The sequence below is a fragment of the Cupriavidus cauae genome, from assembly GCF_008632125.1.
GTDB classification, from domain to species: domain Bacteria; phylum Pseudomonadota; class Gammaproteobacteria; order Burkholderiales; family Burkholderiaceae; genus Cupriavidus; species Cupriavidus cauae.
The window spans coordinates 20,783-47,065 of record NZ_VWRN01000073.1; the positions used below are offsets into that span (position 1 = coordinate 20,783).

Below are 26,283 nucleotides of genomic sequence, written 5' to 3' on the forward strand. Positions count from 1 at the left end.
CCTTAGAAGTCGAATTGCGCCGAGAGCATCAGCGTGCGGGGAGCGGCCACGGTGACATAGGTACCGCTGGCCAGCCAGTGGTTGTCGTTGAACAGGTTCAGCACATTGGCGCGCAGCACCACCGGCGTGCTGCCGACGCGGGTGCGATAGCGGGCGCCGATGTCGTAGCGGGTATAGCTGGGCAGGCTCAGCGTATTGGCCGCGTTGAAGTACATCGACGAGGTATGCAGCATGCGGCCGGACAGGCTCAGGCCCTGCACCCACGGCGTATCCCAGTCGACGCCGAGGTTGAAGGTCCGCTTGGGCACGTTATTGGCGTCCTTGCCGTCGTTGACGCCGCCGGCGGTACGGGTCAGCTTGGCGTCGAAGAAGGTGGCGCTCGCCATCAGCCGCAGGCCGCGCATCACCTCGCCATAGGCCGACAGCTCGAGGCCACGGTTGCGCTGCTCGCCGTCGAAGCTGTAGATGTTGGTGGCCGGATCGGTGACCGCGCTGGGGCGCTCGATCTGGAACACCGACACGGTGGTGGTGACGCGGCGGCTCCAGTCGACCTTGACGCCGGCCTCGTATTGCTTGGACTTGTACGGCGCGAACACCTCGCCCGCGTTGGCGGTGCCGGCCGGGGCGACGCCGCCGCGCGTCAGGCCCGCGGTGTAGTTGCCGTAGACCGACACGTTGGACAGCGGCTTGATCACGATGCCGGCGAGCGGGGACACCGCGCTGTCGTCGTACTTGCCGCTCTGCACGCCGGCAGTGAAGTTCTCCAGTGCCACGCGCTGATGGCGCAGGCCGCCGGTGATCAGCACGCGATCGTCGGCGAAGGACAGCGTATCGGTCAGCGAGAAGCTGGTCAGCTCCGTTTCCGAAGCGCGCTGCGCATCGCCGCGGATGCCGCGCACCGAGGGAATCGGCACGGGGTTGTAGATGCTGGAAGGCACGCCGTCGGCGGCCGGATTGGCCAGATAGAAGTTGCCCGCCTCCTGGTCGAGCCGCGTGGCGCTGAACGTCACGGTATGGCCGACGTTCCACGTGGCGAAGTTCGCGCGCGCGCCGACCTCGGCGGTCCGCGTCTTGCTGTACGCGTCATACCAGGCGTTGTTGACGGTGAAGTTGCCCTGTGCGTTGACACGGCCCGAAGGAAAGTCCTGATAGGTCGATCCCTCGTGATACCCGGCCGCGCCCCAGACCATCAGGTTCGGTGCGATGTCGTACTCGACGCGGCTCATCACGGCCGTGTCATGCAGGTTCAGCTTCGTGCCGGGATAGAAATTGCGGTGGCCGGAGGGGGCGTCCGGAATGGCGGTGACCGTCGGCAGGAAGCCGATCTGCGGACGGAAGTTGTCGATGCCCTCGTGCTGGCTGTAGGCATCGAGCGACCAGCGCAGCCTGCGGCCGCGATAGTCCAGGCCGATCGCGCCGACGGTCTGTTCGGCGCGGCCGTCGTCCAGCGTCGTCTTGCCGTTCTGGTAGGCGCCGTTGAAGCGCACGCCCCATTCCTTGTCCTCGCCGAAGCGGCGGCCGATGTCCGCCTGCACGCCCAGCTGCGACTTGCTCTGGAAGGTGCCGGTCAGGCGCGTCAGCGGTTCGTCGCCGGCGCGCTTGGTGACGACGTTGATCGCGCCGCCGATGCTGCCGCTCGGGCCGATGCCGTACATCAGCGTGCCCGGGCCCTTGAGGACCTCGACTCGCTCCATCATCAGCGTGGGCATCCGGTTCGCCGACGCCATGCCGTAGAGGCCGTTCAAACCCACGTCGCCGCTCGACACGGTATAGCCGCGGATCTGGAAATCCTCGCCGAAGCCGCCGCTGGAGGTCAGCGTGCGCACCGAGGCCTCGCTGACGACCACGTCCGCAAGCGTGCGGGCCTGCGTGTCCTGCAGCATCTCGGCGGTGTAGTTGGTGGTGCTGAACGGCACGTCCATCACGTCGGCTGTGCCCAGCACGCCCAGGCCGCCGCCGCGCGCAACCTGGCCGCCGGCATAGGGTGCCGGCAGAGCGCCGTCGCTGGCGGAGGCCACCACGGTGGCCGTGGGCAGCATCGCGACGCCATCGCCGGCATCCGCGGACCGCGGCGCGGCATTGACGACATAGGTGCCGTTCGCCTGCTCGACGGCCACCAGCCCCGAATTGGCCAGCAGCGTGTCCAGGCCGCGGCGCACCGTGTAGTTGCCCTGCAGGCCCGTGCTGCTGCGGCCGGCGGTCAGCTCCGGCTTGAACGACAGCATGATGCCGGCCTCGCGGCCGAAGCGGCTGAGCGCATATTCGAGCGTGCCGGCGGGGATGTCATAGCTTCGGCTCGCGGCCGCCGGCTGGGCGTGCGCGATCGCGGGGATGGACAGCACCGGCGCGGCAACGGCGGCGCCGAAGGCGATGTGCCGCGCCGCGCGGGCCAGCAGCTTGCGCCGGAATCGGTGAGTAGGCTGGCGCGTCGGCGCCGTGACGTGGACCCGGAGGGAACCCATGATCTGACCTTTCTGAAGGAGGAGAAGTTGGAGTGCTCACCTCCATGACCCGCGAGAAACCAAAACGGATCAGCTCGCGGCAACTTTTTTGCAGATCGTCGTGAATTACCCCTTTGCGGCAGGTGCCCGGACAAGCCGGATCTCCCTTCGCCCCCACAGGCTCGTCACCACTTCGGTGCGTACCTCCAGCGTCGTGCCAAGCGCGCTCAGGACCTTGCCGATGTCGTCGACCGGGAACGAGCCCGACACGCGCAGGCCCGCCAGCGCCGGGTCGCAGGACAGCGCATCGCCGCCGTAGCGGCCCAGCTCCACGAGGAAATCGTCCAGGCGCATGCTGCGGGCGACGATGAAGCCTTCGGCCCAGGTCGCGCCGGCGCTCTCGGCCGGGGCAGGGGAGGTGATGCTGTCCGCCGTATAGCTGGCGCGATAGCCGGCCGGCAGCACGATCGCGCTGGCGGCATTGCGGTTGGGGCGGATCTGGACCTTGCCCTCGTACACGCTGACCTCGGTATCGTCGCCGCGCTGGCGCACGACATAGCGGGTGCCCAGCGCCTGCACCGTGCCCTGCGCGGTCTCGACCAGGAAGGGCCGGGGTGGCGACGCTTGGTCTTTGGCGGTGGCAATCAGGATCTCGCCGGCCAGCAGCCTGACGCGCCGCTGTGCCGCGTCGAAGTCGATGTCGACCGCGCTGGCGGTGTTCAACCACAGCTGCGTGCCGTCCGCCAGCACCAGCGAACGGCGCTCGCCGACCGCGGTGCGATGGTCGGCCGCCCATTGGCGCCACGGCGTATGGTCCCGCGCGCTCCAGGCGAGGCCCCCGGCGAACAACGAGACCGCCAGCACCTTGATCGCGCGCCGGCGCTTCGACGAACCCGGCGAACCCGGCGGGGCGAGCGCGGCCCGCGCGATATCGGAGGTCACCGGCGAGGACAGCGGCCGCAGCCGGTCCTTGACCGATTCGATCCGCTGCCAGGCCCGCTCGTGATCGGGATGCGCGGCGCGCCAGCACTTCCAGGCCTCGACGACCTCGGGCGCCACGTCATCGCCCTGCAGTTCGAGCAGCCATTCCAGCGCGCGCTCGGCCACGTCGGCCGGAATGTTGGCGGCGTCGGCTGTGGTCTGGTACCAGGAGGAAGCCAAGGGGGCGTTATCCGATCGTGATGCGAGGTGATGGGGCGGGATGCGCGTTCATTCGACGGGCTGCGGCTTCAGGCCGCTTCATGCGGCGTCATGCGACGAACGACAGGTCGGCGAAGAAGCAGCGCTGCAGCGCCTTGACGATGTAGCGCTTGACCGTCGGGATCGAGATGCCCAGCGCCTCTGCCACCTGCGCGTGCGTCTGCCCGTCGAGCTGGGACAGCAGGAAGGCCTCCTTGACGATCCGCGGCAATCCGTCGAGCAGGCAGTCGAGCTCGAGCAGCGTCTCCAGCAGGATCGCCCGTTCCTCGGGCGACAGTTCGACCCGGCTGGGCGCCTGCGCCAGGGCTTCGAGATAGGCGCGCTCGAGCTTTTCGCGGCGCCAGTGGTTCGACACCAGCCGCTGCGCGACGGTGGTCAGGTAGGCGCGGGGCTCGTCCAGGCGGCTCGGCACGCGATCGCTGTTGAGCAGCCGCACGAAGGTGTCGTGCGCCAGGTCGCCGGCCTGCTCGGCGCTGCCCAGACGCCGATGGAGCCATCCCTTGAGCCATAGATGGTGGTCGCAATACAGCGACTCGATGCTCGTAGGGAGGAGGCAGCCCGGCGTACTCATGTTCCAGCAGGTGGATCCGCTCGGCCGCCGGTCCGGCGCAGCGGAAGGCGGCATGCCGACGCGGACGGCAAAATGGCGTCAGAAAGGTTGTAAATAGTAATCATTATTAATAACAGAGTTAAACAAAACCTGTCAAGGCGGCAAGAAAGCGAAAGACGGGCGAAAAGGAGCGGAGGAGGGGAAGGATCCAGGCGCTCGCCATGGCCTACCGGGATGGCCAGCTGGGGCTCGACCGCGACGAGCGCAATTTCCGCTTCCACCTGGTGGAGACGGCGCACGCGCTGAAGCATCCGGCGCTCAAGCCCTAGCGCTGGCGGGCGGGCGAATGGCCTGCGTCGTGGGCAATGACTCGCAATATGGGGCCGCTATGGCCGACCGACCGGCGCCACGGCCTTGCTTTTGAGCAACACCCGCGAGAGCGCCAGGATGTTCGCCTCGGCGGCGTCCTTGCGCCAGATCAGCCGCGTCACCATGCGGCCGGATTTGGCGGGCAGGGGATGCAGGCTGAGGCGGGCCCGCTCGCTGTAGATGCCGACGATGCTGCGCGGCACCAGCGCGACGCCCATGCCGACCGCCACGCAGCCCAGAATCAGGTGATAGGAGCCGACCTCGACGACGCGCCGCGGCGCGGTGCGCGAGCGCGCAAACCAGTCCTCCAGGCAGCGGCGATGCGGACAGCCGCGCGGGAAGGCCAGGATCGTCTTCGAGGGAATGTCCTTCGGCGAGGCGATCGGGGGATGGCCGGCATTGGCGACGATGACCAGTTCCTCCTCGTAGATCGGCATCGCATGCAGGCGCTTGTCCGCTGCCGGATCGGTGGTCAGCGCCGCATCGAGGGTGCCATCGATGACCCGTTCGGCGAGCTCCGCCGGGTCGCCGGAGGACAGCTCCAGGGCGACGTCCGGATACATCTCGTGGAACAGGCCCAGCGGTTGCGGCAGGCGGACCGCTGCCGTGCTTTCCATCGCGCCGAGCCGCAGCGTGCCGCTGGGCCGGTCGTTGCGGGTGGCCTCGGCCGCCTCGTCGGCCAGATCGAGCAGCCGTTCCGCATAGTCCATCAGCACCTTGCCCGCCGGCGACAGTTGCAGCTTGCGGCCGTCGCGATGGAACAGCGTGACGCCGAGCTTCTCTTCGAGCTGCTGGATACGCACCGTGATGCTCGACTGCGCGCGATGCAGCGTTTCGGCGGCCTTGTTGATGCCGCCCGCCTGCACGACCGCGGCGAAGGTCTTCAGGTCCGACAATTCCAGCATATCGATTTCTCCGAATGATCGGTTCGGGGCAATTCATTTTACGCGATGGATCGGCGGCCCTACAGTGGGGATGAAGACACCTTGCATCCGGGCTTGCATCCCCGGCTGGCATCCCAGGATGACATCCCGGGCCTTGCGTCCGGCTGCGGCAAGCGCTCCCCACGTATCGACGAGGCTTATCTACATGACCCTATCGCGTCCCGGACTTCCCAACGGCATGGCCGCGGCGGCGGCCGGCGTTTCCGCCAACGTCGTGTTTGGCGCGTCGTCGCTGTACTGGCGGCTGCTGGCCGGCATCGCGCCGACGACGCTGGTCGGCTACCGCATCCTGATTTCGCTGACGACGCTGCTGGCCATCCTCTGGTTGACCGGGCGCTTGCGGGCATTGCGCAGCAAGCTGGGGCCGCGCGTGCTAGCCCTGCATGTCGCGGCCTCGTGCCTGGTGGTGGGGAACTGGGCCGTCTTCATCTGGAGTTCGATCCACGGCCATGTCGTCGAAACGGGCCTGGGCTATCTGACGGCCCCTTGCATTTCGATCGCGGCCGGCGTGATCGTGTTTCGCGAGAAGGTCGACAAGGTTGTCGCCGCGGCACTACTGATGATCGCGGCCGCGATCGCGCTGCTGCTGTTGCGCAGCGGCGAACTGCAGCACTGGCTCTATCTGACGGCCGCGATCAGCTGGGGCGGTTATGCCTGCCTGAAGAGGTTTACGCCGCTGGATGCGGTCAGCGGCCTGCTGATGGAGACGGTGTTCCTGTCGATCGGCTGCGGCCTGGCGCTGATGTTCTCCGACATGACGCTGGCCTTGCCGGCCGGCATGTCCACGCTGCATCTGGCTGCGCTGGCCATGGCCGGGCTGGTCTCCGCGATCCCGCTGATGCTGTTCTCGTACGCGGCCAACCATCTGTCGCTGTCGATGAACGGCCTGCTGCAGTTCGTGTTGCCGACCACCCAGTTCATCGTCGCCACGTTCGTCTACCGGCAGCCGGTGTTGGCCAATACGGTGATGGCGCTCTCGCTGATCTGGCTGGCGCTGATGGCCATCGTGGCCCGGCCACTGCTGCTGCCACGCTGCCCCGCGAGCGCGGGGCGGCCTTGACGATGAGCTGCTTCTGATTGCGCTACTTCTGGTACGCCGGGACCACGAACCCCGCAAAGCGCTGCTGCGTCACGGCCTTGAACGAGGCCGAACGGTAGGCGTTGCGGATATCGGCCACAAAGGGCTTGTTCAGGTCGCTGGTTTTGACGGCGACGAGGTTCATGTAGTAGTCGGGGATCTTCTCCAGCGCCAGTGCCGAGGTCAGCTTCAGGCCCGATGCCAGCGCGAAATTGCCATTGACGAAGGCATAGTCGACGTCGTCGAGCGAGCGGGGCAGCTGGGCCGCTTCGAGCTGCACCAGCTTGAGCTTGTGCGGATTGCCCGCAATGTCGCGCTCCGAGGCGCGCACCGCGTCCGTGCCGGGCTTGAGCGTGACCCAGCCGATCTGCTGCAGGATCGCGATGGCGCGTGCCAGATTGGTCGGGTCGTTCGGCAGCGACACGGTGGCGCCCGGCTTCACGTCGCTGAGTGCCTTGTGCTTGCGGCTGTAGATGCCGATCGGTGCGGTCGGTACCTGCACCACCTCCGACAACTGCAGCTTGCGATCGGCAGAGAACGTCTTCAGGTAGACCGCATGCTGGAAAGCGTTGGCATCGAGCGCGCCATCGGCCAGCGCGAGGTTCGGCTGCACGTAGTCGCTGAACTCGACGATCGTCACCTTGTAGCCTTGCCCCTCCAGGATCGGCTTGATGCCATGGCGGATCTGGTCGGCATAGGGGCCGGCGGTCGCACCGAAGCGGATTTCCTTCTTGTCGGGGTCCGCCGCGCTGGCGGACTGCATGGCGCCAAAGGCCAGCAGCAGGGTGGCCAGTATCCGGACTCGGCTTGCGACTCGCATCGAATTCTCCCGTTGGTTCTCGACTCTGTTCTGGAACGGCGCTGCAGCGCCGGCAAACATGCCGGGCCATTGTAGGGACGGGCGGGACGGGAGCGAAGCTGCAAATTGGCATGCGCATATGCGGCGAGCGCATATGCGCAACGAAAGGACTGCGTCCGGCGGTGGGCGATCTATCGCGCCATCACCTTGTCCGGCGTCATCGGCGTCGTCCGCAGGCGGCGTCCGGTGGCATGGAAGATCGCGTTGCTGATCGCGGCCGCGACGCCGACGATGCCGATCTCGCCGACGCCCTTGGCGCCGATGCGGCTGACGATGCGGTCGTCCTCCTCGATGAAGACGACGTCGATGTCGCGGATGTCGGCGTTGGCGGCGACGTGGTACTCGGCGATGTCATGGTTCATGAAGCGGCCCAGCGCATGGTCGGCATGGGTTTCCTCGTGCAGCGCCTGGCTGATGCCCCACACCACGCCGCCGATCACCTGGCTGCGGGCCGTCAGCGGATTGACGATGCGGCCGGCCGCCACGGCGCTGACCACGCGCATGACGCGCACCAGGCCCAGCGCCTCGTCGACGCGCACCTCGCAGAACACGGCCGAATGCACCGCCCGCACGGTCTTCTTCTGTTCGGCGAGGTTCGGCACCAGCAGGTAGCGCACGCCCAGTTGCGCCTTGCCGTGGGCCGACAGCAGTTCTGTCAGCGGCATGGCGACGGCGGGATCGGCGCGCAGGCAGATCATTCCGTCCCGAAACGCCACCTGTTCGAAAGTGCAGCCCTGGAAGCGGCCGTTGCGCTGTCCCCGTGCCAGGCGCCACAGCTGGCGTTGCAGGCGTTCGCAGGCGCCATCGACCGCCGAGCCGACCGTCGCCACATGCGAGGAGCCGCCCTCGATCGGCGCGAACGGCAATTCCGAATCGCCCAGGCGGAACACCACGCGCTCCAGCGGCAGGCCCATCGCCGAGGCGGCGATCTGCGTCATGGCGGTATAGGTGCCGGTGCCGATGTCGCTGGCCGCGCTGGCGACCTCCAGCGTGCCGTCCGCATGCAGCGTGGCGCTGGCGCGCGCGGCCATCTGCATCGCGTCCCAGGTGCCGGTGGCCATGCCCCAGCCGACCAGTTCATGGCCGTCGCGCATCGAACGGGGCTGCGGGGAGCGCTTGGCCCAGCCGAAGCGCCGCGCCCCTTCCTCGTAGCATTCGCGCAGCGACTTGGTCGAGAAGGGCAGGCCCTTGTTGCCGTCGCGCTCGGCGTAGTTTGCGAGCCGCAGCGCCAGCGGATCCATGCCGACGGCGTACGACAGCTCGTCCATCGCCACTTCCAGCGCATGCACGCCGTGGGCGGCGCCCGGCGCGCGCATGTCCATCGGCGTGTAGTGGTCCAGGTCGACGAGGCGATATTCCAGGCGGACGTTCTCGCTGGCGTAGAGCTGTCCGGACCAGTTCGCGACCACCTCGACGTAGTCCTCGTGCCGCGAGGTCTCCGCCGCGACCTCGTGGATCACGGCCTTCAGCCGGCCGTCGGTGTCGGCGGCGAGCCGGACGCGTTGCCACGTTTCCGGGCGATGGCCGAAGGTGAACATCTGCTGGCGCGTCAGCACCACGCGCACCGAGCGCTGCAGCTTCAGCGCCGCCATTACCGCCACCAGCAGCTGGTACTGCGGACGCAGCCCCGAGCCGAAGGCGCCGCCGACGAACTGGTTGCGCACCACGACCTTGCGCTTGGGCAGGCCGAACACGCGCGACACCATCCAGCGGCAATTCTGCGAGCCCTGGGTCTTGTCGTGGATCAGCAGATGGCCGCGGCTGTCGCGGATCACGGTGCTGGCGTGCATCTCCATCGGGTTGTGGTGCTCGACGCCGGCGTAGTACTCGGCATCGATCTTGACCGGCGCGGCTTCGAAGGCCGCGTCGGCGTCGCCCTTGGGCTTCGGCGTGGGCGAATAGCCGGCCTTCAGCGACGAGGGCTCATGGCTGCGCTGCAGGTTCGCCAGCAGGTTGGTTTCGTGCGGCGCGGCCTCGTATTCGACCTGCACCAGCATCGCGGCATAGCGCGCCAGCTCGAAGGTTTCCGCCACCACCAGCGCGACCGGCTGGCCGCTGTAGTGGATCTGGTCGTCGTACAGCGGCCGGAACGGCGAGCCGGCCGGGGCGGTCATGTCCTTGTAGGACAGCCGCAGCGAACGGACCTTGGGGCGGTTCTCATGCGTGATTACATCGAGGACGCCCGGCACCGCCAACGCCCGGCTGGCGTCGATCGACACGATGCGCCCGCGCGCGACGGTGCTGTTGACCACCACGCCATAGGCCAGGTCCGGCGCGGGATGTTCGGCCGCATAGCGGGCGTGGCCGGTCACCTTGGCGACGCCGTCGATGCGCGGCGTCGGCGTGCCGATCCCGGACTGCCCGGAGCCGGGCACTGCCACCGGCTGCTGATTCTCGTCGATCGGTTCGAGCACGGTCTTGGTCATGCCAGCGTCTCCTCGCGGTAGGCGTCCTGCCCGGTGTTGGTCAGGATGCCGGCCGCCGCCATTTCCAGGGCGCGCACGATGGCACGCTCGGCCAGTGGAATCTTGAAGGCGTTGTTGGGGCCGCCTTCGGGCGGGCTTTCCGCCAAGCCTTCCGTCAGGCCGGCCGGCCAGCTTTCCGGCAGAGCCGGACCGCCCCAGGCACGCGCATCGCGCAGGACGAAACGGGCCGCCTCGGCGAAGGCTTCGGCGTCCGCCGGCTTGCCGACCAGCAAGCCCTCGGCCTCGGTGTCGCGCCAGGGCTTGTGGGCGACGCCGCCCAACGCGAGCCGGGCCGCGCGGATACGGCCATCGGGCCCGAGGTCGAGGGCCGCCGCCACCGACACCAGCGCAAAGGCATACGAGGCGCGCTCGCGCACCTTCAGATAGCAGCTGTGGGCGGCGAAGGCCTCCGCGGGCGGCAGCGACAGGTGCGTAATGATTTCGTCGGGCACCAGCGTGGTATCGACATCCGGCCGGTCGCCCGGCAACCGATGGAATTCGCCGAACGGAATCTCGCGCGTGCCGTTGACCGATTCGACATGGACCGTCGCGTCCAGCGCGGCCAGCGCCACGCACATGTCGGACGGATGGGTGGCGATGCAATGCTCGCTGGCGCCGAGAATCGCGTGCTGGCGGGCCAGTCCCGTCGCGGCCGGACAGCCGGTGCCCGGCGCGCGCTTGTTGCATGGCACGCCGGCATCGTAGAAGTAGTAGCAGCGCGTGCGCTGCAGCAGGTTGCCGCCGTTCGTCGCCATATTGCGAATCTGCGGCGAGGCCCCGGCCAGGATGGCGGCGCGCAGCAGCGGATAGCGCCCGCGCACCAGCGGATGCTCCGCGGTGTCGGCATTGCGGGCCATCGCGCCCAGATGGACGCTGCCGTCGGGCTGCTCCTCGATCTCGGCCAGCGGCAGCAGGCCCAGGTCGACCACCTTGACGGGGCGCATCACGTCGACCTTCATCAGGTCGACCAGATTGGTGCCGCCCGCCAGGCAGCGTGCGGAGGCGTTGCCCTCCGCGCGCTCGGCGGCTTCATGGATCAGGGCGAGCGCCGCGGGCACGGTGTCGGCGCGTTCGTAGTGGAACGGGTTCATGGCGTCGGCTCCGATGGGGGCGATGACGATGGCATCGATGGTGCCGCTTCCAATGACGCCGATGACAGGGTTGCGCCGGCCGCCGCGCGGTCGCCTTCGTCTTGGCCTTCGCCCCGCGCCGTGCCGCGCCCGTTCAGCACCACGCGCGACACCGCCTCGACGATCTGCGGATAGGCGCCGCAGCGGCACAGATTACCGCTCATCCGCTCGCGGATCTCCGGCACGTTGCGGGGCGGCGTTTCGTTCATCAGCCCTGCCGCCGAGCACAACTGGCCCGGCGTGCAATAGCCGCACTGGAAGGCATCGCATTCGATGAACGCCTGCTGCAGTGGATGCAGCCCGCGCGCGTCGCCGGACAGGCGGGCCAGTCCTTCGACGGTCGTGATGTCGGCCTGGTCGTAGGCCACCGCCAGCGCCAGGCAGGCATTGATCCGGCGCCCGTCCGCAAGAATCGTGCAGGCGCCGCACTGGCCATGGTCGCAGCCCTTCTTGGTGCCGGTCAGGTCGAGCTGCTCGCGCAGCAGGTCCAGCAGCGTGACCCAGGGCTCGACGTGTAGCGTGTAATCCGCGCCGTTGATGCGCAGGCGTACCGGCAGCCGCGGGGGCAGGGCACGCGGCGGGTTCGGGTCCGGGGAGGCGGTGATCGGTTTGGGCTCGGGTGCCAGCATGTCGGTCCTCCGTGTTTCGCCATCGGCGCCCCGGCGAAAGCGGAGCACTCTGGGCGGCCACGCAAGGGCTGCGCCAAGGCGGCGGGACCGGCGGCAGGCCGTCGAGCGGGTACGGAATCGGAGGTAAACGTGCGCCGTGCTACATCCGCGACCGGCGTTGGGGCCGGCGCGGGCCCGCTCGAGTCGGTGCGGGCCGGTGCGTATGGGCGCGGCGATGCAATCCCGGCGGGTAGCAATTGGAAAAAACGGTGGGAAAAAACGGCGATCGTTGCGCGGCGGATGCCCATCCCGGTTGGCACTGGCTACGCCGGAACGGCAGCCATGGCGAAGTGGCCGGCTCGACCGAAGGCGAGCCAGCCCCCACGCCGGGCGAGCCCTACTTGCGCTGCTGAATCCGGATCATGTTGCCGGCCGGATCGCGCACGCCGAGATCGCGCACGCCGTAGGGTTGGTCCGTCGGCTCCTGGACGATCTCCGCGTCGCAGTCCTGCAGGCGCTGGAACACCGCCTCGAGGTCCTTGGCGCCAAGCAGCAGCATCGCGAAGGTGCCCTTGGCCATCATCTCGGCGATGGTGCGTTTTTCCTGGTCCGTGACCCCCGGCGTGGCGTTGGGCGGGTACAGCACGATGGACGTCTCGGGTTGGTCCTTCGGGCCGACGGTGATCCAGCGATGGCCGCCAAAGGCGACATCCTTGCGGACCTCGAAGTCGAGCGTGTCGCGATAGAAGGCCAGCGAGGCCTCCGGGTCGGCGTGGGGCAGGAAGGTCGAGTGAATCGTGATATCCAAGATCAGTCTCCATGATGGGCAATCGGGCGTTTGGCCGCGGGCGTCTTCGCCGTCGCGGGAGTCGCCGGAGTCGCGGTTGAGGCGGTTGTCGCGGTCGAATCGGTCGAATCGGTCGAATCGGTCGAATCGGTCGTCGCGGCAGGGTCCGGACCCTGGACGGCAGTCTAGACGGACGCCTGTTCCCCCGCTTCTCGATTCCTGATCGGTCGCGTCACCTGCCTGGCGACGCAGGACGGGATACCCTCGGCCTGGCTCGCGTAGTCGCGCCGGTAAACGCTGGGCGGGACGCCGACCAGCTCGGTGAAGCGGGTGCTGAACGTGCCCAGCGACGAGCATCCGACCGCGAAGCAGACCTCGGTCACGTTCAGGTCGCCGCGGCGCAGCAGCGCCATCGCGCGCTCGATGCGCCGCGTCATCAGGTAGGCATAGACGGATTCGCCATAGGCCAGCCGGAACTGCCGGCTCAGATGGCCCGCCGACATATGAACGCCCCGAGCCAGCGCTTCGACGTCCAAGGGCTGGGCGTAGTCCCGGTCGATGCGATCGCGGACGCGGCGCAGGCGGGCGAGGTCACGGAGGACGGTGTCGGTGGGGGTGGAGGGGGCGGGAGGGGCGGCAGGCATCGCCGTATGCTGCCATGCCCGCTGCGCACCCTCAACCGGTGCCTGCCCGGATCGGCGCGCGTCAATTGGCATCGGGGAGCCGATCGCCCACACTTCAGCCGTGAACTCGACCGGAGCCGGACATGGCCAAATCTGCTGCCATCGGATCGCTGCATCGCCGTCTGAGCCTGTCCCTTGGCAGTCTCGCGCTGCTGGTGGGATTGCTGGGCGGGATCGGCGCCTGGATCGTCGTCCACCAGGCCGCGGCCGAGTTCAACGACGACTTGCGGCAGGCTGCCGCCGCCATCCAGGCCGCGCCGCCAGTCATGCCGGCACCGTCCCACGGCAAGCCGCCGGCGGCGCCCCCCGTGCTGGTGCAGACCTGGGGGCCGGGGGACGGCGTCCGGCCGGGACACAGCAGCGCGCCATGGGTGCCGCTTCCAAAGGCGCAGCTGGGCTTCTCCGACGTGGAGACCGGCGGGATCGTCTGGGACGTGTTTGCGCTGCAGGCGGGCGACGCCTACATGCAGATTGCCCAGCAGCGGGCGGTTCGGACGGCCAATGCCCGGCGCGTGGCGGCATGGGCCGTGATTCCGGTCGTGGTGTTGCTGCCGGTGCTGGTGTGGGCGATCCGCGTCAGCGTCAGGGACGCGCTGCGGCCATTGAGCGTGATCGGCGAGCGCGTGGCGCAGGCCGACCTCAATCACCTGGAGCCCGTCGATACCGGCACGGCGCCCGAGGAACTGCGACCCTTTCTCGAATCGGTCAACCGGATGATGGTCCGGCTATCCGGGCTGATCGACACGGAGCGCAGCTTCATCGCAAATGCCGCGCATGAACTGCGGTCGCCGCTGACCGCCCTGCAGTTGCAGGTCGAGAACCTGATCCACGCGCCGCGCGACCATATCGACGAACAACTGGAAGAGCTGCGCCGCGGCATCCGTCGCACGGGAACCCTGATCGCCAAATTGCTCGAACTGGCCCGCGCGGAAATCGGCACGCCCCGCGCGCTGGATAACGTGGCAGTGGCCGCGGTCGTCAGCGATGTCGTGACCGACCTGCTGCCGCTCGCCGTCGACCGCGGCGTCGACCTGGGCGTGGAGCGGCTCGACGAGGTGCGGCTCGCCGCCACGGAGACGGACCTGCGCATGCTGATCAAGAACCTGGCGGACAACGCCATCCGGTATGGCGGCCGGGGAGGGCGGGTGGACCTGAACGTGCGCCGCGAGGAAGGGGAAGGGGAAGGGGAGGGCAAAGGCAATGGCGATGTCGTGATCGAAGTGGCCGACACCGGGCCGGGCATTCCCGAGGCCGCGCGCCTGCGCGTGTTCGAGCGCTTCTATCGCGGCGGCGCGACCGACGAAGAGGGCAGCGGGCTCGGGCTCGCCATCGTGCAGACGATTGCAGGCAATCTCGGCGGCCGCGTCGATCTGATGGGACGTGCGGATGGCCGGCCGGGGCTGGTCGCGAGGGTGGTATTGCCGCTGCGAACCGCGCCGCCCGCGGCGAATCCGGGCACGGCGGCCACCGCATGACATGACGGGGCGTCTGTCCGAACGCGATACCACCGAAGGGCAGCGCGCCGCCACGCGTGGCATCATCCGTCCGAGACCAACCCTGACGGATGGACCATGTCCGACTTCAGCACCTCGCCGCTTCAGCAGAGCGCTGCGTCCGCGCTCTTTCGCGAGCACGAACTGTCGATCGGCCTCGTGATGCCGCTGCTTCGCGAGGGACAGACGGTGCCCGACTATGCCGCGCAACTCGATCTGGCCCAGCGGGCGGATGCGGCGGGGTTCCGTGCCCTGTGGGTCCGCGACGTGCCGCTCAACAGCGCGGACTATCCCGACCCGATCGGCCATCTCGATCCCTGGGTGTTCCTCGGGGGACTGGCCACGCGCACGCGCCGCGTGATGCTGGTCAGTGGTGCGGTGGTCCTGCCATTGCGCCATCCCTTGCATATCGCCAAGGCGGCGATCTCCGTGCAGGAGCTGTCTGGAGGACGCTTTGTTCTCGGCCTTGGCTCCGGCGATCGTCCGCCCGAATACGCGGCGTTCGGGCAGGACGGCAACGCGCGGCGGGAGCTGTTCCGCCAGCATTGGGAGGTCGTCGGTGCGGCGGTCGGGCTGCCGTCGCACGTGGTGCCGGATCGCGAGGCCGACGATGGGACCGCGTTCTACCTGCTGCCGCGCCAGCAGCGCGCAGTGCCATTGCTGGCGGTCGGTTCGGGCGGACAGAGCGTGGACTGGATCGCCCGGCATGCCATCGGCTGGATGACCTACCACCGCGATCCCGCTACCCAGCGGGACCGGCACAGCATGTGGCGCGCGGCCTGCGAGCGCACCGCGCCGGGACGTTTCCGCGCCTTCGGCGTGGCGGTCCGCCTGGAATTGAGCGAGAACGCATTGGAACCGCCGACGGCATTGAATCTTGGATACCGGACTGGCGCCCAGCCTCTCGTTGCCATCCTCGAAGAGATGCGGGCCGCCGGCGTCCATCACGTGGCGCTCAACATCACCAATTCGCAGCGGCCGGTAGCCGAGGTGATCGACGAACTGGCACAAGCCGTATTGCCGGCGTTTCACCATGGAGAGAACGCATGACGATGGATGACCGAGCGATGCCGGCACGATGCATGATGCAACGTAGGGGCGCGTTGCCCGCTGCGGGCCCGGTGTGGCCGGCTTCCCCAGCGCAAGGCTGGAGTTGTCCTGGTTCGCAGCCGCAGGTATCTTCTTCCCATGCCTGACGCAGCCGCTAGCCCACAGGCCGAGCCCATCGCCACCTTGTCCGGCAATGAACCGCTCTTCATCGTCTTCAACGCCGGCTCCGGCAGTGACGACGCCGCGGAGACGCGAAGGAAGATCGAGCAGCGACTGGACGAGGCGGGACGCGTCTATACCATCTTCACGGTCGATCGGCCCAAACATTTGCCGCAGATCGCCGAGATGGCCGTCGCACGCGCCAGGCAGGCCGACGGCGTGGTGGTCGCAGTGGGTGGCGACGGCACCTTGAACGCGGTGGCGGCAACCGTGTTGCCGACGGGGCTGCCTTTCGGCATCCTGCCGCGCGGCACGTTCAATTACTTCGGCCGGACCTATGGCATCTCGCGGGAAACCGACGAGGCCGTGGCCAGCTTGCTCGATGCCCGCATCGAACCAGTACAGGTCGGTCTGCTCGATGGGCGGCCGTTCCTCGTCAATGCCAGCCTGGGGCTGTATCCGCAGCTGCTGGAAGACCGCGAGGTCTACAAGCAGATGCTCGGCCGGCGGCGCTGGGTGGCGCTGCTGTCGGCCCTCGTCACGCTGATGCGCACGCCGGCGCAGCTGACGCTCGAGCTGCTGTCCCATGGGCAACACCAGGTGTTGCGCACCCCGACGCTGGTGGTCGGCAACAACAGCTTGCAGCTCGAGCAGATCGGGATTCCGGAAGTCGCCCATCTGGAAGAGGGCCGTCTGGTGGCGATGCTGGCGAAGCCGGTGGGCACGCTGGCCTTGTATGGGCTGCTGCTGATGGGGGCGATGGGGCGGCTCGGCGATGCCTCGCGCGTCATCAGCTTCGGCTTTGAAGCGCTGACCGTGCGCGTTCGCGGCCGCCGGCGCATCAAGGTGGCGATGGATGGCGAGATTCACTGGGCTCGCACGCCGCTGCATTTCTCAGTCTCGCCGAAGCGCCTGCAGTTGCTGGTTCCGCGAGACACGAGCCGGTTGGATCGCTCATGAGCGTGGCCCGCGTCCTGCACCTGTCCGACACCCATTTCGGTACCGAGCAAGCGCCCGTCGTGGAGGCCGTGCTGGCATTGGCGCGCGAGCTATTGCCGGAGGTCGTCGTGCTGTCGGGCGATATCACGCAACGGGCGAGAGCGGACCAATTCGCCGCGGCGCGCGCGTTTCTGACGAGATTGGGACTGCCGACGCTCGTCATCCCCGGCAATCACGATATTCCGCTCTTCAACGTGGCGGCCCGGATCCTGAATCCCTATGGCGGCTACCGGCGCGCGATCGGTATGGCGCTCGAGCCCGTCTTCAGCAATGAACGGGTCCTCGCGATCGGCGTGAATACCACCAGGCCATCGCGGCACAAGAACGGCGAGGTGTCGCGCGAGCAGATCGACCGCGTCTGCACGCAGCTTCGCCAGGCGCGGCCGGAACAGCTGCGCATCGTCGTGGTGCATCAACCGGTACGCGCCGTCGTCGAATCGGATACCGCCAATCTGCTGATCGGGCGCGATGCGGCGGTACCGGCGTGGGTGGATGCCGGCGCAGACATGGTGCTGGGCGGGCATATCCACCTGCCGTACGTGGTGCCGCTGCCGACGAATTCAGGCCGCCGTGCCTGGGCGGTACAAGCCGGCACGGCGGTATCGCACCGGGTGCGCGGAACCATCCCCAATTCGGTGAACGTGATCGAGCACCACGTGGAAGGTGGAAGACACCATTGTCGCGTTCAGCGGTGGGATTACGACGCGAGCGGCGGGGCGTTCGTCACCGTGGATAACAAGGTCCTCGAACTCAGCCGGTAAGCGTGGTCGGGAATCGGCCGGCTTGCTGGCGGTCACGCCTGGCCCGTACGGCTACCGGTACGGATCGGCGTCCTTGCCGATGGGCCGCTCAATGACTAATCTTCCTGTCACACCAGATCGGGCGGAACGCGGTTGCCGTCGACCCGATCGACTTCAGCCCGAGCTCTCCCAAACCGTTCCGCTTCGCTTCTTCGCCTCTGGCCTGCGGCCATTGCGCGCCCGTAGCGCTGTCGGCCCGCGGCGATGCTCGCGCACTCTGCAAAGCCGGGGTAAAGCCAGCAAGCCGAAAGGAGCAACACCATGGGCATGATCGCGACCAAGGATGGCACCGAGATTTTCTACAAGGATTGGGGGGAGGGGCAGCCGATCGTCTTTCACCACGGCTGGCCGCTGAGCGGCGACGACTGGGACGCCCAGATGCTGTTCTTCCTCGGCAAGGGCTACCGCGTCATCGCCCATGACCGGCGGGGGCACGGCCGCTCGACGCAGGCGGCAAGCGGCCACGACATGGACCACTATGCCGCGGACGTTGCCGCGATGGTGGAGCACCTGGATCTGCGCGACGCGATCCATATCGGCCATTCAACGGGCGGGGGCGAGGCCACGCGTTATGTCGCCCGCCACGGCAAGGGGCGCGTCGCCAAGCTGGTGCTGATCGGTGCGGTGCCGCCGCTGATGGTCAAGACGCCGGCCAATCCAGGCGGACTGCCGCTCGAGGTGTTCGACGGCTTCCGCCAGCAGCTGGCGGCCAACCGCGCCCAGTTCTATCTCGATGTCGCCGCCGGGCCGTTCTACGGTTACAACCGTCCGGGGACGACGGCACAGGACGGTGTGATACGCAATTGGTGGCGGCAGGGCATGATGGGCGGCGCCAATGCGCACTACCACGGCATCAAGGCGTTTTCGGAGACCGACTTTACGGAAGATCTGCAGTCGATCGACGTGCCGACGCTAGTGATGCACGGCGACGACGACCAGATCGTTCCCATCGCGGACTCTGCCTTGCTGTCGGTCAAACTGCTGAAGCAGGGCACCCTCAAGGTCTACGAGGGCTTCCCGCACGGCATGTGTACCACGCATGCGGACATCATCAACGCGGATCTGCTCGACTTCGTCAGGGCGTGAGTCCCGCCTCGCCGTCCCTGGCGCCCGGCCGCGAGCCAGTGCCGGGGGCGGGCGGCGCAATACGCCCAGCCTTTCGCGGTGCCTAACTGCCTGTTCGCCAGTGTCGAATTCCAGCGCTGTAGCAGACCGTCTATGTTATGAGTTGGCCAAAGAGCCGCGCTGCATAACACAGGAGACAAGGAATGAAGGCATTCCGCTGGATGCGGCAGGCGCTCGCCTGCCAAATCGGAAAGACGGGCACCACGCCTGGCAGTCAGACGCAGTCGTTCACGCCGCGCCGTCGCGCCATGCTGATCACTACGCTGGCGGCGGGCCTGCTGGCCGGTGCCGGGGCGCCAGCGCGCGCCGACACCTGGCCATCTCGTCCGATCCAATTGCTGATTCCCTATCCGCCCGGTGGCAGCGCCGATCTGCTGGCCCGTCCGGTGGCCGCCAAACTGCAGGAGCGGCTGGGGCAGCCGGTCGTGCTGGAATATCGTCCAGGCGCCGGCGGCACCATCGCCACGCAGGCGCTGGCGCGCGCCAAGCCGGATGGACACACGCTGATCATGGTGCTGGCGGCCCATGCGATCAACGCCAGCCTGTATCCCAGGCTGCCGTACGACACCAGCAAGGACTTCGCCCCGGTGTCGCTGGTGGCCAACCTGCCGCTGATCGTGGCGGGCAGTCCGTCGCTGCGCGCCAATACCATCGGCGAACTGATCGCCGAGGCGAAGGCCGCGCCCGGCAAGCTCACTTTCGGTTCGGCCGGCAACGGCAATACCGGCCATCTCGCCGGCGAACTGTTCAATTCGATGACCGGCGTCAGGATGACCCATGTCCCGTACAAGGGCAGCGCCCCGGTCGTGACCGCCATGCTGGCCGGGGAGGTGCAACTGACCTTCGACAGCATCTCCACCTCGATGCCGCATATTCGCAGCGGCAAGCTGCGCGCCCTTGCGGTGACCAGCGGCAAGCGGGCCGCGCTGGCCCCGGACGTCCCCACGCTCGCCGAGGCCGGCGTGCCGGGCTTCGACATCAACGGTTGGTACGCGTTACTCGCCCCGGCCGGGACCCCGCCGGCGGTGGTGGACCGGCTCAGCAAGGAGATCGCCACGGTGATCGCCGAGCCCGGGATGAAGAAGCAGTTGGCGGCCAACGGCTATGAACCCGTCGGATCGACGCCGGCCGCGCTCGGCGCGCATATCGATGCCGAGATCGAGCGCTGGAGCAAGGTCGTCAAGGAGTCGGGAGCGCGGTTGGAGTAGGGCGTATCGCTGTGGTCCGTCGGCGGGGCGCCGCTGACCCGTTGGTCCGGGTTTCTGGTCCGAGCTTCTGGTCCGAACTTTTCCGTCGCACGTTATAGACTTGTCTGGACGCCTGACCGGGATGCTCGCCGGAGCGCCTTGGCGGCATGGCAAGTCAATGTCGAACGATGGGGGATGACATGGCCAAGGGTTATTGGATTGCGATGGTCGATATTGCCGATATGGCCGGCTATCAGAAATACATCGCTGCCAACAAGGCAGTATTCGAAAAATTCGGCGGGCGTTTTCTGGTCCGCAATGGCGAGAAGACCGTCGTCGAAGGCAATCCGCGGTCGCGCGTGGTGGTGATCGAGTTCGACAGCTACCAGCGCGCGCTCGAATGCTACCGGTCTCCGGACTATCAGGCATTGATCGCGCTGCGTGCGCCTTGCTCCGAGGCGGATCTGGTCGTCATCGAAGGGTACGAATGACGTCCGTGCGAGATGATCCGCGCTTCTTCGGCGGTGCTGCAGGGCCGTTCATGTTTGCGTCGACTTTCATCTTTCCGGCGGGTCAATACGAGAGGAATTCCATCGCCTCGATCAGCAGATTGCCGACGTGGCTTGATTTGTGCGGCGGTCGATGTCGATATCGCCGCCTGGGAGGAGGCGCTGCGCATCAATGTCACATCGATGGTGCTGATGCGGGGGCGACGGCCGGCCGCCACGCATATTGACGACGAACCAGACTGGAGCCGCCCATGAGCACGGCCACCACCATGCAAGCAGTGATTTGCCGGAACGGCGCGCCCGTATGCGCGCGGGTGCCGGTACCCGAGCCCGGCCCGGACGAGGTGCTGGTCAAGGTGCAGGCGTGCGCGCTCAACCGCGCGGACCTGGCCATGGCCGCTGGCGCGAAGCATGGCGCCCTCGGCGGCGAGGGCGCCGTACTTGGCATGGAGTGGTCCGGCGTCGTGGTTCGTACCGGCGCCAGGGTGCCGTCGCTGCGCCCCGGACAACGTGTGATGGGCTCCGGCCGCGGCGCCTTCGCCGAATACACCGTTGCCGACCGCGGTCGCGTACTGCCCCTGCCAGAGGGCAGCGATGATCCGCGACAGGCCGCCTGCCTGCCGGTCGCGCTGCAAACCATGCACGATGCGCTGGTGACCCACGGCGGCCTGGGCGCGGGCAATGCCGGGCAGTCGGTGTTGATCCTGGGCGCATCGAGCGGCGTGGGGCTGATGGGGCTGCAGATCGCGCGGGAAATGGGAGCGGCGCTGGTCATCGGCAGCTCCACCCAACCGGAGCGGCGTGCCAGGCTGGCGGAGTTCGGCGCCGATCTGGCGGTGGACACACGGGACCCGACCTGGCCGGACCAGGTTCTGCAGCATACCGGGGGCAACGGTGTGGACATCGTCGTCGACATGCTGGCGGGGCCGACGCTCAATGCCTCGATGCGGGCCACTACGCTGGGCGGCACCATCGTCAATGTCGGCCGGCTGGCCGGTAAGCAGGCGGAATTCGACTTCGACCTGCACGCGCTGCGCCGTATCCGCTTTGTCGGCGTTACCTTCCGCACGCGCACCGCGCAGCAGGTGCGCGAGATCACCGGGCGCATGCTGCGCGACCTGTCCGGCGCGCTCGAGCGGGGCTCACTGCGGCTGCCCATCGACTGCGAATTCCCGCTCGAACAGGCCCCGCAGGCGCTGCGGCACATGCGCGCCAACGGGCATTTCGGCAAGATCGTGCTGACTGTGCGTTGAGGGTGCGTTGACGGCGCGTTGACTGCGCGCGGACTACCAGGTAACGGTGCGCCGGCGGCAGTGATTCCCTAGCGACGCGCCCCGCAGGATTCGCGCAGCACCAGTTCGTAGGCGACCCGCTCATGGCGCGGCGGCGCTGGCCGGTCCTGGCCGTCGCGCTCGGCGATGCGCTTGAGCAGCAACTCCGCCGCCATGTCGGCCACATCATCGACCGGCGTGCGCAATACCGTCAGCGGCGGGTCGTAGGTTTGCGCGAATTCGGTGTCGCCGATGCCGATCACCGAGATATCGTCCGGCACCCGCAAGCCCTGCTTGCCGATGGCGCGCAGCGTGCTGGTCAGCGTCTGCGTGCCCTGCACCAGGAAGGCGGTGGGCGGATCGGCCTCGCGCAGCAGCCTGGACACGTCGTCGAAGGCCGAACTGGTTGGCGTGGCTTCCTGGATGATCAGGTCGGGCACAGGCAGGCCGGCCTCCTTGAACGCCGCGCGATAACCCTGGATACGGCGGCGCACCGGCCGGCTCTTGACTTGCCAGAGCGCCAGTGCGATGCGCCGGTGGCCCAGCGACAACAGGTAGGCGATGGCTGCCTTCACTCCGTTGACGTGGTCGAACAGCACGGCATCCGCATCGACGTCCATGTCGCGGTCGTAGATCACCGCCGGCATGGTCAGGCCGCGCACCGCGTCCAGCACGCCGGCATGCCGCTCGTTGCCGGGGGCGATGATGACACCGTCCATGCCGCGCAGCTGGAACGTGCGGAGAATGTCGATTTCCCGCTGGGGGTCGTTCAGGCCATTGGCGAGCAGCAGCATATAGCCATCCCGGCGCAAGCGCTCTTCCAGCGAGCGGAATGCGCGCGCGTAGAGCGGGTTGGTGACATCGGAGAACATGCACCCGATCGTCTTGCTGGTGCGCGAACGCAACGTCTGGGCAGCGTGGTTGGGCTGGTAGCGCAACGCGGAGATCGCACGCTCGACCTTTGCCTTGACTTGCGGGGTGACATTGGCCGCGCCGTTGATCACTCGCGAGGCACTACCAACCGAAACGCCGGCCAGGGCGGCGACGTCCCGGATGCTGATCTGCTTGTTCGCCATGAGGCTCCTTCGATTCGGCGAAAGTATAGCGCCAGACGATCGATCGAAGGAGTCCGCACGGCGGTGCCAAGGGGCAGGCCAGGCCCCGCGCCGTGCGGCCTTGCGGCATGGCTGTGCGCGGCTTACAGCATCACGAAACCGCCCGAAGCACCCAGGGTCTGCCCGGTAACGAACAGCGCTCGCTCGGATGCGAGGAACGCCACCACGCCGGAGACGTCTTCCGGACGGCAAAGCCGTCCAAGGCCTTTGGCGATCGGATAGAGATTGAGCATCTTGCCCAGCCGTTCGTCGTTGTCGACGGTCGCCCCGACGCTGAGCGGGCCGTCCTTGATGCCGGCATGGGAGACCGCCCCTAGCGCGACCGAATTGACGGTGATCCGGTGGCGCCCATGCTCGCGTGCGATGGCCTTGCCGAACGCGGCGATGGCCGCCTTGGCGCCGGAATAGACGGCCAACTGGGCTTCACCGACTCGACCCGCCTCGGAAATGATATTGACGATGCGTCCTGCGCCATGTTCGATCATGCCGGGCAGCACCGCGCGGCAGCAGTGCATGGTGCCGTAGACATTGAGGTCGACCACCTTGGCCCAGTCGGCCACCGGCATGTCCAGGAACAGCGGGGTACGGCCACCTTTTTCGCGGCGCTCGGGCACGATTCCGGCGTTATTGACCAGCACGGAGATCGGTTTGCCGAAATGTTCGGCGGCAAGCCGCACCATGGCGTCGACCTGCTCCGGCCTGGTGATATCGGCGGGAGCGGCCAGCGCCCGCCCGCCGGCCGCTTCGATCTCGCCTGCCACTGCCTGCGCGCGCTCCGCGAACAGATCGTTGACTACGACCGCGGCGCCTTCGCCGGCCAGTTCGATGCAGATCTGGCGGCCGACGCCCTGGCCACCGCCGGTCACCAGCGCGACCTTTCCTTCCAATCCGAGATTCATCAGTTGTCTTCCGTTGTTGTGCCGTGCGCGGCGTGGCGGCGACGTTGCCGCGGAGGCCGCTGCACAGCGTGTCGTGGTAAATCCTGTCCCTCGTCCCGGCCTGCCTAGCGTCCCGTGAACACCGGCTTGCGCTTCTCCACGAACGCCCGCATGCCTTCCTTGCGATCGTCGCTGTCGACGATCATCGCCGCGGCATAGCGTTCGAACTCCAGTCCGGAGTCCAGGTCGGTCTGCAAGCCCCGGTCGATTGCCTGCTTGGCAAAGCGCACCGCCAGCGGCGGCTGCCCGGCGATGCGCTGGGCCAGTGCGAGCGCGGCCGGCATCAGCTCCTGCGGTGGCAGTACCTGGGTCACGATGCCGTAGCGCAGCGCCGTTCCCGCATCGATCAGATCGGAGGTGAACACCAGTTCCTTGGCGCGGGCCGCGCCGATCAGGCGAGGCAGCCGCTGCGTTCCGCCTGCGGCCGGGATCACGCCAAGCTTGACCTCGGGAAGGCCAAAACGCGCGGCATCGCTGGCGATACGGATATCGCAGCACAGCGCCAGTTCGAGGCCGCCGCCCAGCGCTACGCCATTGATCGCGGCGATCACAGGCTTTTCGAATGTCTCGATATTGCGGAACAGATCGTGGGTGGCCCGCTGGGCGAAGAAGTATTCGGTGCCGCGCATCTGGTTGCCGGCGCGCTCCTTGATATCCGCGCCAGCGCAGAAGGCGCGGTCCCCCGCGCCCGTCAGCAGCACGGCGCCTACCCGCGGGTCTTCACGTGCGTATTGCAGGATGGCCCGCGCAAGGTCCGGTTTCATGGTGCCGCCCAGCGTATTCATCCGCTCCGGACGGTTCAGCGTGACGATGGCGACGTTCTCGCGCACTTCGTAGCGCAAGGTCTCGAGTGGGGGCAGGGTTGGCTCTGTCATGCGTGTTTCCTCTGGTGATATGGCATCCGGGTCGCCGTGACCGCTGGCTCAGCGGGCCGGCGCGGCGAGCACGTGCGCGATGGCGACCGATCCGAGCCCGATCATGTGGGCCATGCCCAGCCGTGCGCGCTCGTGCTGCCGGCCGCTGGCCTCGCCGCGCAATTGCCGTGTCAGTTCGGCGATCTGGCCAATGCCGGTCGGGCCAAGGGGGTGGCCCATGCCGATCAGTCCGCCGGACGCATTGATGGCGCAGCGTCCGTTGATGGCAGAGCTGCCCCGCGCCAGGTAGGCGGCGCCCTCGCCGGGCTCGCAGACGCCGATGGCCTCGCTGTAGAGCAGTTCCTCCACCGAGAAGGCGTCATGCAGTTCAAGCAGGTCCAGGTCCGTCGGCGACACCGCGGCCTGCTCGCAGGCCGACCTGGCGCTCGCCTTCACCAGCTCGAGCGCACCGTCGCCGTACTTGCTCTCGTCGCGCTCGCTGTTGGCGCTCGACGCCAGCACCCGCACGCAGCGCCCGGCATCCAGCCCGAGCCGCCTCAGCGCCTGTCCCGATACCACCAGCACCGCCGCGGCGCCGTCGCCGCGAGGGCAGCATTGCTGCACGGTCAGGTCGCCAACCACCTTGGGCGAAGCGAGCACCTGCTCGAGCGTGCGCGGCTTGCGGAACTGCGCGAAAGGATTGCGTGCCGCATTGCCGTGGTTCTTGACGGCCACGGCGGCCAGCGAGTGGATGTCGGCCCCTCGCTCGCGCAGATAGCGGCGCGCCATCATGGCGAACTTCACCGCCGGGATGGTCGCGGTATCCGAGAGCCGTTCCAGTCCATCCTTGTTGGCCGCCCGCCGCCCGTCGCCATGCTTGTCCACGCCGATCGCGAGCACCACGTCGCTGATGCCGCCAGCCACCTCCTGGCAGGCCTGGCGGAAGGCGAAGGAGCCGGACGCGGAGGCGTTCTCCACCTGCGTCACGGCAAGCCCGGTGGAGCCGAGATGGCGCAGCATCACGCGGCCGGCGGCCATGCCGATCGACGTGGTCCCCACATAGGCACTCTCGACCTGGTCGAAGCGCAAGCCGGCATCGGCCAGGGCCGCGCGCACGGCGGTCAGGCCCAGATGCGTGTAGGGCGTGTCATTGGGGAATTGATAGGGATGCAGGCCGATGCCGGCCACGTAGACTCCACCATTGCCGTCGATCCAGCTGCTCATCGGATTGCCTCCTGCGCGGGAACGAAGGCGCAGTGGTACGACTGGCCGTCTTGCTGGAATACCGCCACAGCCTTGACGGCCATGCCGGGGCGAAGCCCGGCTTCGTCGGACACACCGATCACGCCCTGTTCCACGATGCCGTCGGCAAGGCGGATATCGCCGGCGATGGCCGGCACGGCCATGTCGGGTGCCAGCGCGACATGCACCGTGACATATTCGAGCAGCGTGCCGCCGCCTGGCTGCGTCACGCGTTCAGCATCGTCCATGGCCGAGCCGCAATGCGGGCAACCGGGCGAGTTCGCCGGAAAGGCGAGCCGCTGGCAGCGATTGCAGCGGGCATAGTGGAAGTCCAGCGAGTGGCCATCGGCGGCCAGCCGGTAGAGCGATGGGTGCCGCGGGCGCGGCTCGGTCGAGGCTAGGGTCATGAGATGACGGAGGTGGGCAA

At 67.9% G+C, this 26,283-nt stretch carries 24 protein-coding genes and 1 pseudogene; 10 read left to right on the forward strand and 15 right to left on the reverse strand.

The window, feature by feature from the left end; all coding sequences use genetic code 11:
- Positions 1-2 precede the first annotated feature (2 nt).
- The 3 genes from F1599_RS24935 to F1599_RS24945 all read right to left on the reverse strand — a co-directional run bounded on the left by F1599_RS24935 (position 3) and on the right by F1599_RS24945 (position 4,212).
- On the reverse strand, positions 3-2,462 hold the full coding sequence (locus F1599_RS24935) for a TonB-dependent receptor (RefSeq protein ID WP_150084859.1): 2,460 nt from the start codon (positions 2,460-2,462) through the stop codon (positions 3-5).
- 105 nt (positions 2,463-2,567) lie between these two features.
- Positions 2,568-3,602 carry a FecR family protein gene (locus tag F1599_RS24940; RefSeq protein ID WP_150084860.1) on the reverse strand — a complete coding sequence of 345 codons (1,035 nt, stop codon included), beginning with the start codon at positions 3,600-3,602 and terminating at the stop codon, positions 2,568-2,570.
- Positions 3,603-3,690: 88 nt separating this feature from the next.
- Positions 3,691-4,212, reverse strand: a complete 522-nt coding sequence (locus tag F1599_RS24945; protein WP_149318414.1) for a sigma-70 family RNA polymerase sigma factor — start codon at positions 4,210-4,212, stop codon at positions 3,691-3,693.
- Positions 4,213-4,397: 185 nt separating this feature from the next.
- On the opposite strand from F1599_RS24945, the pseudogene F1599_RS24950 reads away from it, so the two are divergent.
- A pseudogene (locus tag F1599_RS24950) lies at positions 4,398-4,520 on the forward strand (tetratricopeptide repeat protein); the annotation flags it as partial.
- Positions 4,521-4,577: 57 nt separating this feature from the next.
- On the opposite strand, the gene F1599_RS24955 reads toward F1599_RS24950, so the two are convergent.
- The gene (locus F1599_RS24955) at positions 4,578-5,465 is read right to left on the reverse strand and encodes a LysR family transcriptional regulator (protein ID WP_150084861.1); all 888 of its coding nucleotides are present in this window, start codon (positions 5,463-5,465) and stop codon (positions 4,578-4,580) included.
- Positions 5,466-5,649: 184 nt separating this feature from the next.
- Between F1599_RS24955 and F1599_RS24960 the strand changes: the two genes are divergently transcribed.
- Complete coding sequence (locus tag F1599_RS24960) at positions 5,650-6,564, forward strand: EamA family transporter (protein WP_150084862.1); 915 nt, start codon at positions 5,650-5,652, stop codon at positions 6,562-6,564.
- Positions 6,565-6,586: 22 nt separating this feature from the next.
- Here the strand turns inward: F1599_RS24960 and F1599_RS24965 are convergent, their stop codons facing one another.
- The 6 genes from F1599_RS24965 to F1599_RS24990 all read right to left on the reverse strand — a co-directional run bounded on the left by F1599_RS24965 (position 6,587) and on the right by F1599_RS24990 (position 13,075).
- Positions 6,587-7,345: a MetQ/NlpA family ABC transporter substrate-binding protein gene (locus tag F1599_RS24965; protein ID WP_395897204.1), complete on the reverse strand. Its 759-nt coding sequence runs from the start codon at positions 7,343-7,345 to the stop codon at positions 6,587-6,589.
- A 227-nt stretch (positions 7,346-7,572) separates the two neighbouring features.
- Positions 7,573-9,867, reverse strand: coding sequence for a xanthine dehydrogenase family protein molybdopterin-binding subunit (locus tag F1599_RS24970; protein WP_150084864.1), 2,295 nt, complete (start codon positions 9,865-9,867; stop codon positions 7,573-7,575).
- Complete coding sequence (locus tag F1599_RS24975; protein ID WP_150084865.1) at positions 9,864-10,997, reverse strand: FAD binding domain-containing protein; 1,134 nt, start codon at positions 10,995-10,997, stop codon at positions 9,864-9,866. The genes F1599_RS24970 and F1599_RS24975 overlap by 4 nt, the downstream gene beginning before the upstream one ends.
- Positions 10,994-11,665 (reverse strand): (2Fe-2S)-binding protein, encoded by a 672-nt coding sequence (locus tag F1599_RS24980; RefSeq protein ID WP_223819872.1) that lies wholly within the window; start codon positions 11,663-11,665, stop codon positions 10,994-10,996. Before F1599_RS24980 ends, F1599_RS24975 begins: the two co-directional genes overlap by 4 nt.
- Positions 11,666-12,041: 376 nt before the next feature.
- Positions 12,042-12,452 carry a VOC family protein gene (locus tag F1599_RS24985; protein WP_150084866.1) on the reverse strand — a complete coding sequence of 137 codons (411 nt, stop codon included), beginning with the start codon at positions 12,450-12,452 and terminating at the stop codon, positions 12,042-12,044.
- A 164-nt stretch (positions 12,453-12,616) separates the two neighbouring features.
- Entirely contained in the window at positions 12,617-13,075 is a 459-nt protein-coding gene (locus tag F1599_RS24990; RefSeq protein ID WP_150084867.1) for a helix-turn-helix transcriptional regulator, read from the reverse strand.
- A 122-nt stretch (positions 13,076-13,197) separates the two neighbouring features.
- On the opposite strand from F1599_RS24990, the gene F1599_RS24995 reads away from it, so the two are divergent.
- The 8 genes from F1599_RS24995 to F1599_RS25030 all read left to right on the forward strand — a co-directional run bounded on the left by F1599_RS24995 (position 13,198) and on the right by F1599_RS25030 (position 21,689).
- Complete coding sequence (locus F1599_RS24995; RefSeq protein ID WP_150084868.1) at positions 13,198-14,589, forward strand: sensor histidine kinase; 1,392 nt, start codon at positions 13,198-13,200, stop codon at positions 14,587-14,589.
- 96 nt (positions 14,590-14,685) lie between these two features.
- The gene (locus F1599_RS25000) at positions 14,686-15,657 is read left to right on the forward strand and encodes a TIGR03571 family LLM class oxidoreductase (RefSeq protein WP_150084869.1); all 972 of its coding nucleotides are present in this window, start codon (positions 14,686-14,688) and stop codon (positions 15,655-15,657) included.
- A gap of 138 nt (positions 15,658-15,795) precedes the next feature.
- Positions 15,796-16,776 carry a diacylglycerol/lipid kinase family protein gene (locus F1599_RS25005; protein ID WP_150084870.1) on the forward strand — a complete coding sequence of 327 codons (981 nt, stop codon included), beginning with the start codon at positions 15,796-15,798 and terminating at the stop codon, positions 16,774-16,776.
- A 2-nt stretch (positions 16,777-16,778) separates the two neighbouring features.
- On the forward strand, positions 16,779-17,576 hold the full coding sequence (locus F1599_RS25010; protein ID WP_150084883.1) for a metallophosphoesterase family protein: 798 nt from the start codon (positions 16,779-16,781) through the stop codon (positions 17,574-17,576).
- A gap of 300 nt (positions 17,577-17,876) precedes the next feature.
- The gene (locus F1599_RS25015; RefSeq protein ID WP_150084871.1) at positions 17,877-18,701 is read left to right on the forward strand and encodes an alpha/beta fold hydrolase; all 825 of its coding nucleotides are present in this window, start codon (positions 17,877-17,879) and stop codon (positions 18,699-18,701) included.
- 287 nt (positions 18,702-18,988) lie between these two features.
- Positions 18,989-19,948: a tripartite tricarboxylate transporter substrate binding protein gene (locus tag F1599_RS25020; RefSeq protein WP_150084884.1), complete on the forward strand. Its 960-nt coding sequence runs from the start codon at positions 18,989-18,991 to the stop codon at positions 19,946-19,948.
- A 179-nt stretch (positions 19,949-20,127) separates the two neighbouring features.
- Positions 20,128-20,418, forward strand: coding sequence for a DUF1330 domain-containing protein (locus tag F1599_RS25025; RefSeq protein ID WP_149318345.1), 291 nt, complete (start codon positions 20,128-20,130; stop codon positions 20,416-20,418).
- Between the two features lie 269 nt (positions 20,419-20,687).
- The gene (locus tag F1599_RS25030) at positions 20,688-21,689 is read left to right on the forward strand and encodes a quinone oxidoreductase family protein (RefSeq protein ID WP_223819873.1); all 1,002 of its coding nucleotides are present in this window, start codon (positions 20,688-20,690) and stop codon (positions 21,687-21,689) included.
- A 68-nt stretch (positions 21,690-21,757) separates the two neighbouring features.
- Here F1599_RS25030 and F1599_RS25035 read toward each other — a convergent pair whose 3' ends face one another.
- The 5 genes from F1599_RS25035 to F1599_RS25055 all read right to left on the reverse strand — a co-directional run bounded on the left by F1599_RS25035 (position 21,758) and on the right by F1599_RS25055 (position 26,263).
- Positions 21,758-22,783 carry a LacI family DNA-binding transcriptional regulator gene (locus F1599_RS25035; protein WP_150084872.1) on the reverse strand — a complete coding sequence of 342 codons (1,026 nt, stop codon included), beginning with the start codon at positions 22,781-22,783 and terminating at the stop codon, positions 21,758-21,760.
- A 122-nt stretch (positions 22,784-22,905) separates the two neighbouring features.
- The gene (locus tag F1599_RS25040) at positions 22,906-23,721 is read right to left on the reverse strand and encodes an SDR family NAD(P)-dependent oxidoreductase (RefSeq protein WP_149318419.1); all 816 of its coding nucleotides are present in this window, start codon (positions 23,719-23,721) and stop codon (positions 22,906-22,908) included.
- 104 nt (positions 23,722-23,825) lie between these two features.
- Positions 23,826-24,635: an enoyl-CoA hydratase/isomerase family protein gene (locus tag F1599_RS25045; protein WP_150084873.1), complete on the reverse strand. Its 810-nt coding sequence runs from the start codon at positions 24,633-24,635 to the stop codon at positions 23,826-23,828.
- 48 nt (positions 24,636-24,683) lie between these two features.
- Entirely contained in the window at positions 24,684-25,838 is a 1,155-nt protein-coding gene (locus F1599_RS25050; protein WP_150084874.1) for a thiolase family protein, read from the reverse strand.
- Positions 25,835-26,263 carry a Zn-ribbon domain-containing OB-fold protein gene (locus F1599_RS25055; protein WP_150084875.1) on the reverse strand — a complete coding sequence of 143 codons (429 nt, stop codon included), beginning with the start codon at positions 26,261-26,263 and terminating at the stop codon, positions 25,835-25,837. The genes F1599_RS25050 and F1599_RS25055 overlap by 4 nt, the downstream gene beginning before the upstream one ends.
- Positions 26,264-26,283: the final 20 nt, after the last annotated feature.

Excerpts from the sequence above, each read along its gene's own strand:
- F1599_RS24935 (WP_150084859.1), bottom strand. The coding sequence starts at position 2,462 with ATGGGTTCCCTCCGGGTCCACGTCACGGCGCCGACGCGCCAGCCTACT.
- F1599_RS24945 (WP_149318414.1), bottom strand. The coding sequence starts at position 4,212 with ATGAGTACGCCGGGCTGCCTCCTCCCTACGAGCATCGAGTCGCTGTAT.
- F1599_RS24955 (WP_150084861.1), bottom strand. The coding sequence starts at position 5,465 with ATGCTGGAATTGTCGGACCTGAAGACCTTCGCCGCGGTCGTGCAGGCG.
- F1599_RS24960 (WP_150084862.1), top strand. The coding sequence starts at position 5,650 with ATGACCCTATCGCGTCCCGGACTTCCCAACGGCATGGCCGCGGCGGCG.
- F1599_RS24965 (WP_395897204.1), bottom strand. The coding sequence starts at position 7,345 with ATGCAGTCCGCCAGCGCGGCGGACCCCGACAAGAAGGAAATCCGCTTC.
- F1599_RS24970 (WP_150084864.1), bottom strand. The coding sequence starts at position 9,867 with ATGACCAAGACCGTGCTCGAACCGATCGACGAGAATCAGCAGCCGGTG.
- F1599_RS24975 (WP_150084865.1), bottom strand. The coding sequence starts at position 10,997 with ATGAACCCGTTCCACTACGAACGCGCCGACACCGTGCCCGCGGCGCTC.
- F1599_RS24980 (WP_223819872.1), bottom strand. The coding sequence starts at position 11,665 with ATGCTGGCACCCGAGCCCAAACCGATCACCGCCTCCCCGGACCCGAAC.
- F1599_RS24990 (WP_150084867.1), bottom strand. The coding sequence starts at position 13,075 with ATGCCTGCCGCCCCTCCCGCCCCCTCCACCCCCACCGACACCGTCCTC.
- F1599_RS24995 (WP_150084868.1), top strand. The coding sequence starts at position 13,198 with ATGGCCAAATCTGCTGCCATCGGATCGCTGCATCGCCGTCTGAGCCTG.
- F1599_RS25000 (WP_150084869.1), top strand. The coding sequence starts at position 14,686 with ATGTCCGACTTCAGCACCTCGCCGCTTCAGCAGAGCGCTGCGTCCGCG.
- F1599_RS25005 (WP_150084870.1), top strand. The coding sequence starts at position 15,796 with ATGCCTGACGCAGCCGCTAGCCCACAGGCCGAGCCCATCGCCACCTTG.
- F1599_RS25015 (WP_150084871.1), top strand. The coding sequence starts at position 17,877 with ATGGGCATGATCGCGACCAAGGATGGCACCGAGATTTTCTACAAGGAT.
- F1599_RS25020 (WP_150084884.1), top strand. The coding sequence starts at position 18,989 with ATGCTGATCACTACGCTGGCGGCGGGCCTGCTGGCCGGTGCCGGGGCG.
- F1599_RS25025 (WP_149318345.1), top strand. The coding sequence starts at position 20,128 with ATGGCCAAGGGTTATTGGATTGCGATGGTCGATATTGCCGATATGGCC.
- F1599_RS25030 (WP_223819873.1), top strand. The coding sequence starts at position 20,688 with ATGAGCACGGCCACCACCATGCAAGCAGTGATTTGCCGGAACGGCGCG.
- F1599_RS25035 (WP_150084872.1), bottom strand. The coding sequence starts at position 22,783 with ATGGCGAACAAGCAGATCAGCATCCGGGACGTCGCCGCCCTGGCCGGC.
- F1599_RS25040 (WP_149318419.1), bottom strand. The coding sequence starts at position 23,721 with ATGAATCTCGGATTGGAAGGAAAGGTCGCGCTGGTGACCGGCGGTGGC.
- F1599_RS25045 (WP_150084873.1), bottom strand. The coding sequence starts at position 24,635 with ATGACAGAGCCAACCCTGCCCCCACTCGAGACCTTGCGCTACGAAGTG.
- F1599_RS25050 (WP_150084874.1), bottom strand. The coding sequence starts at position 25,838 with ATGAGCAGCTGGATCGACGGCAATGGTGGAGTCTACGTGGCCGGCATC.
- F1599_RS25055 (WP_150084875.1), bottom strand. The coding sequence starts at position 26,263 with ATGACCCTAGCCTCGACCGAGCCGCGCCCGCGGCACCCATCGCTCTAC.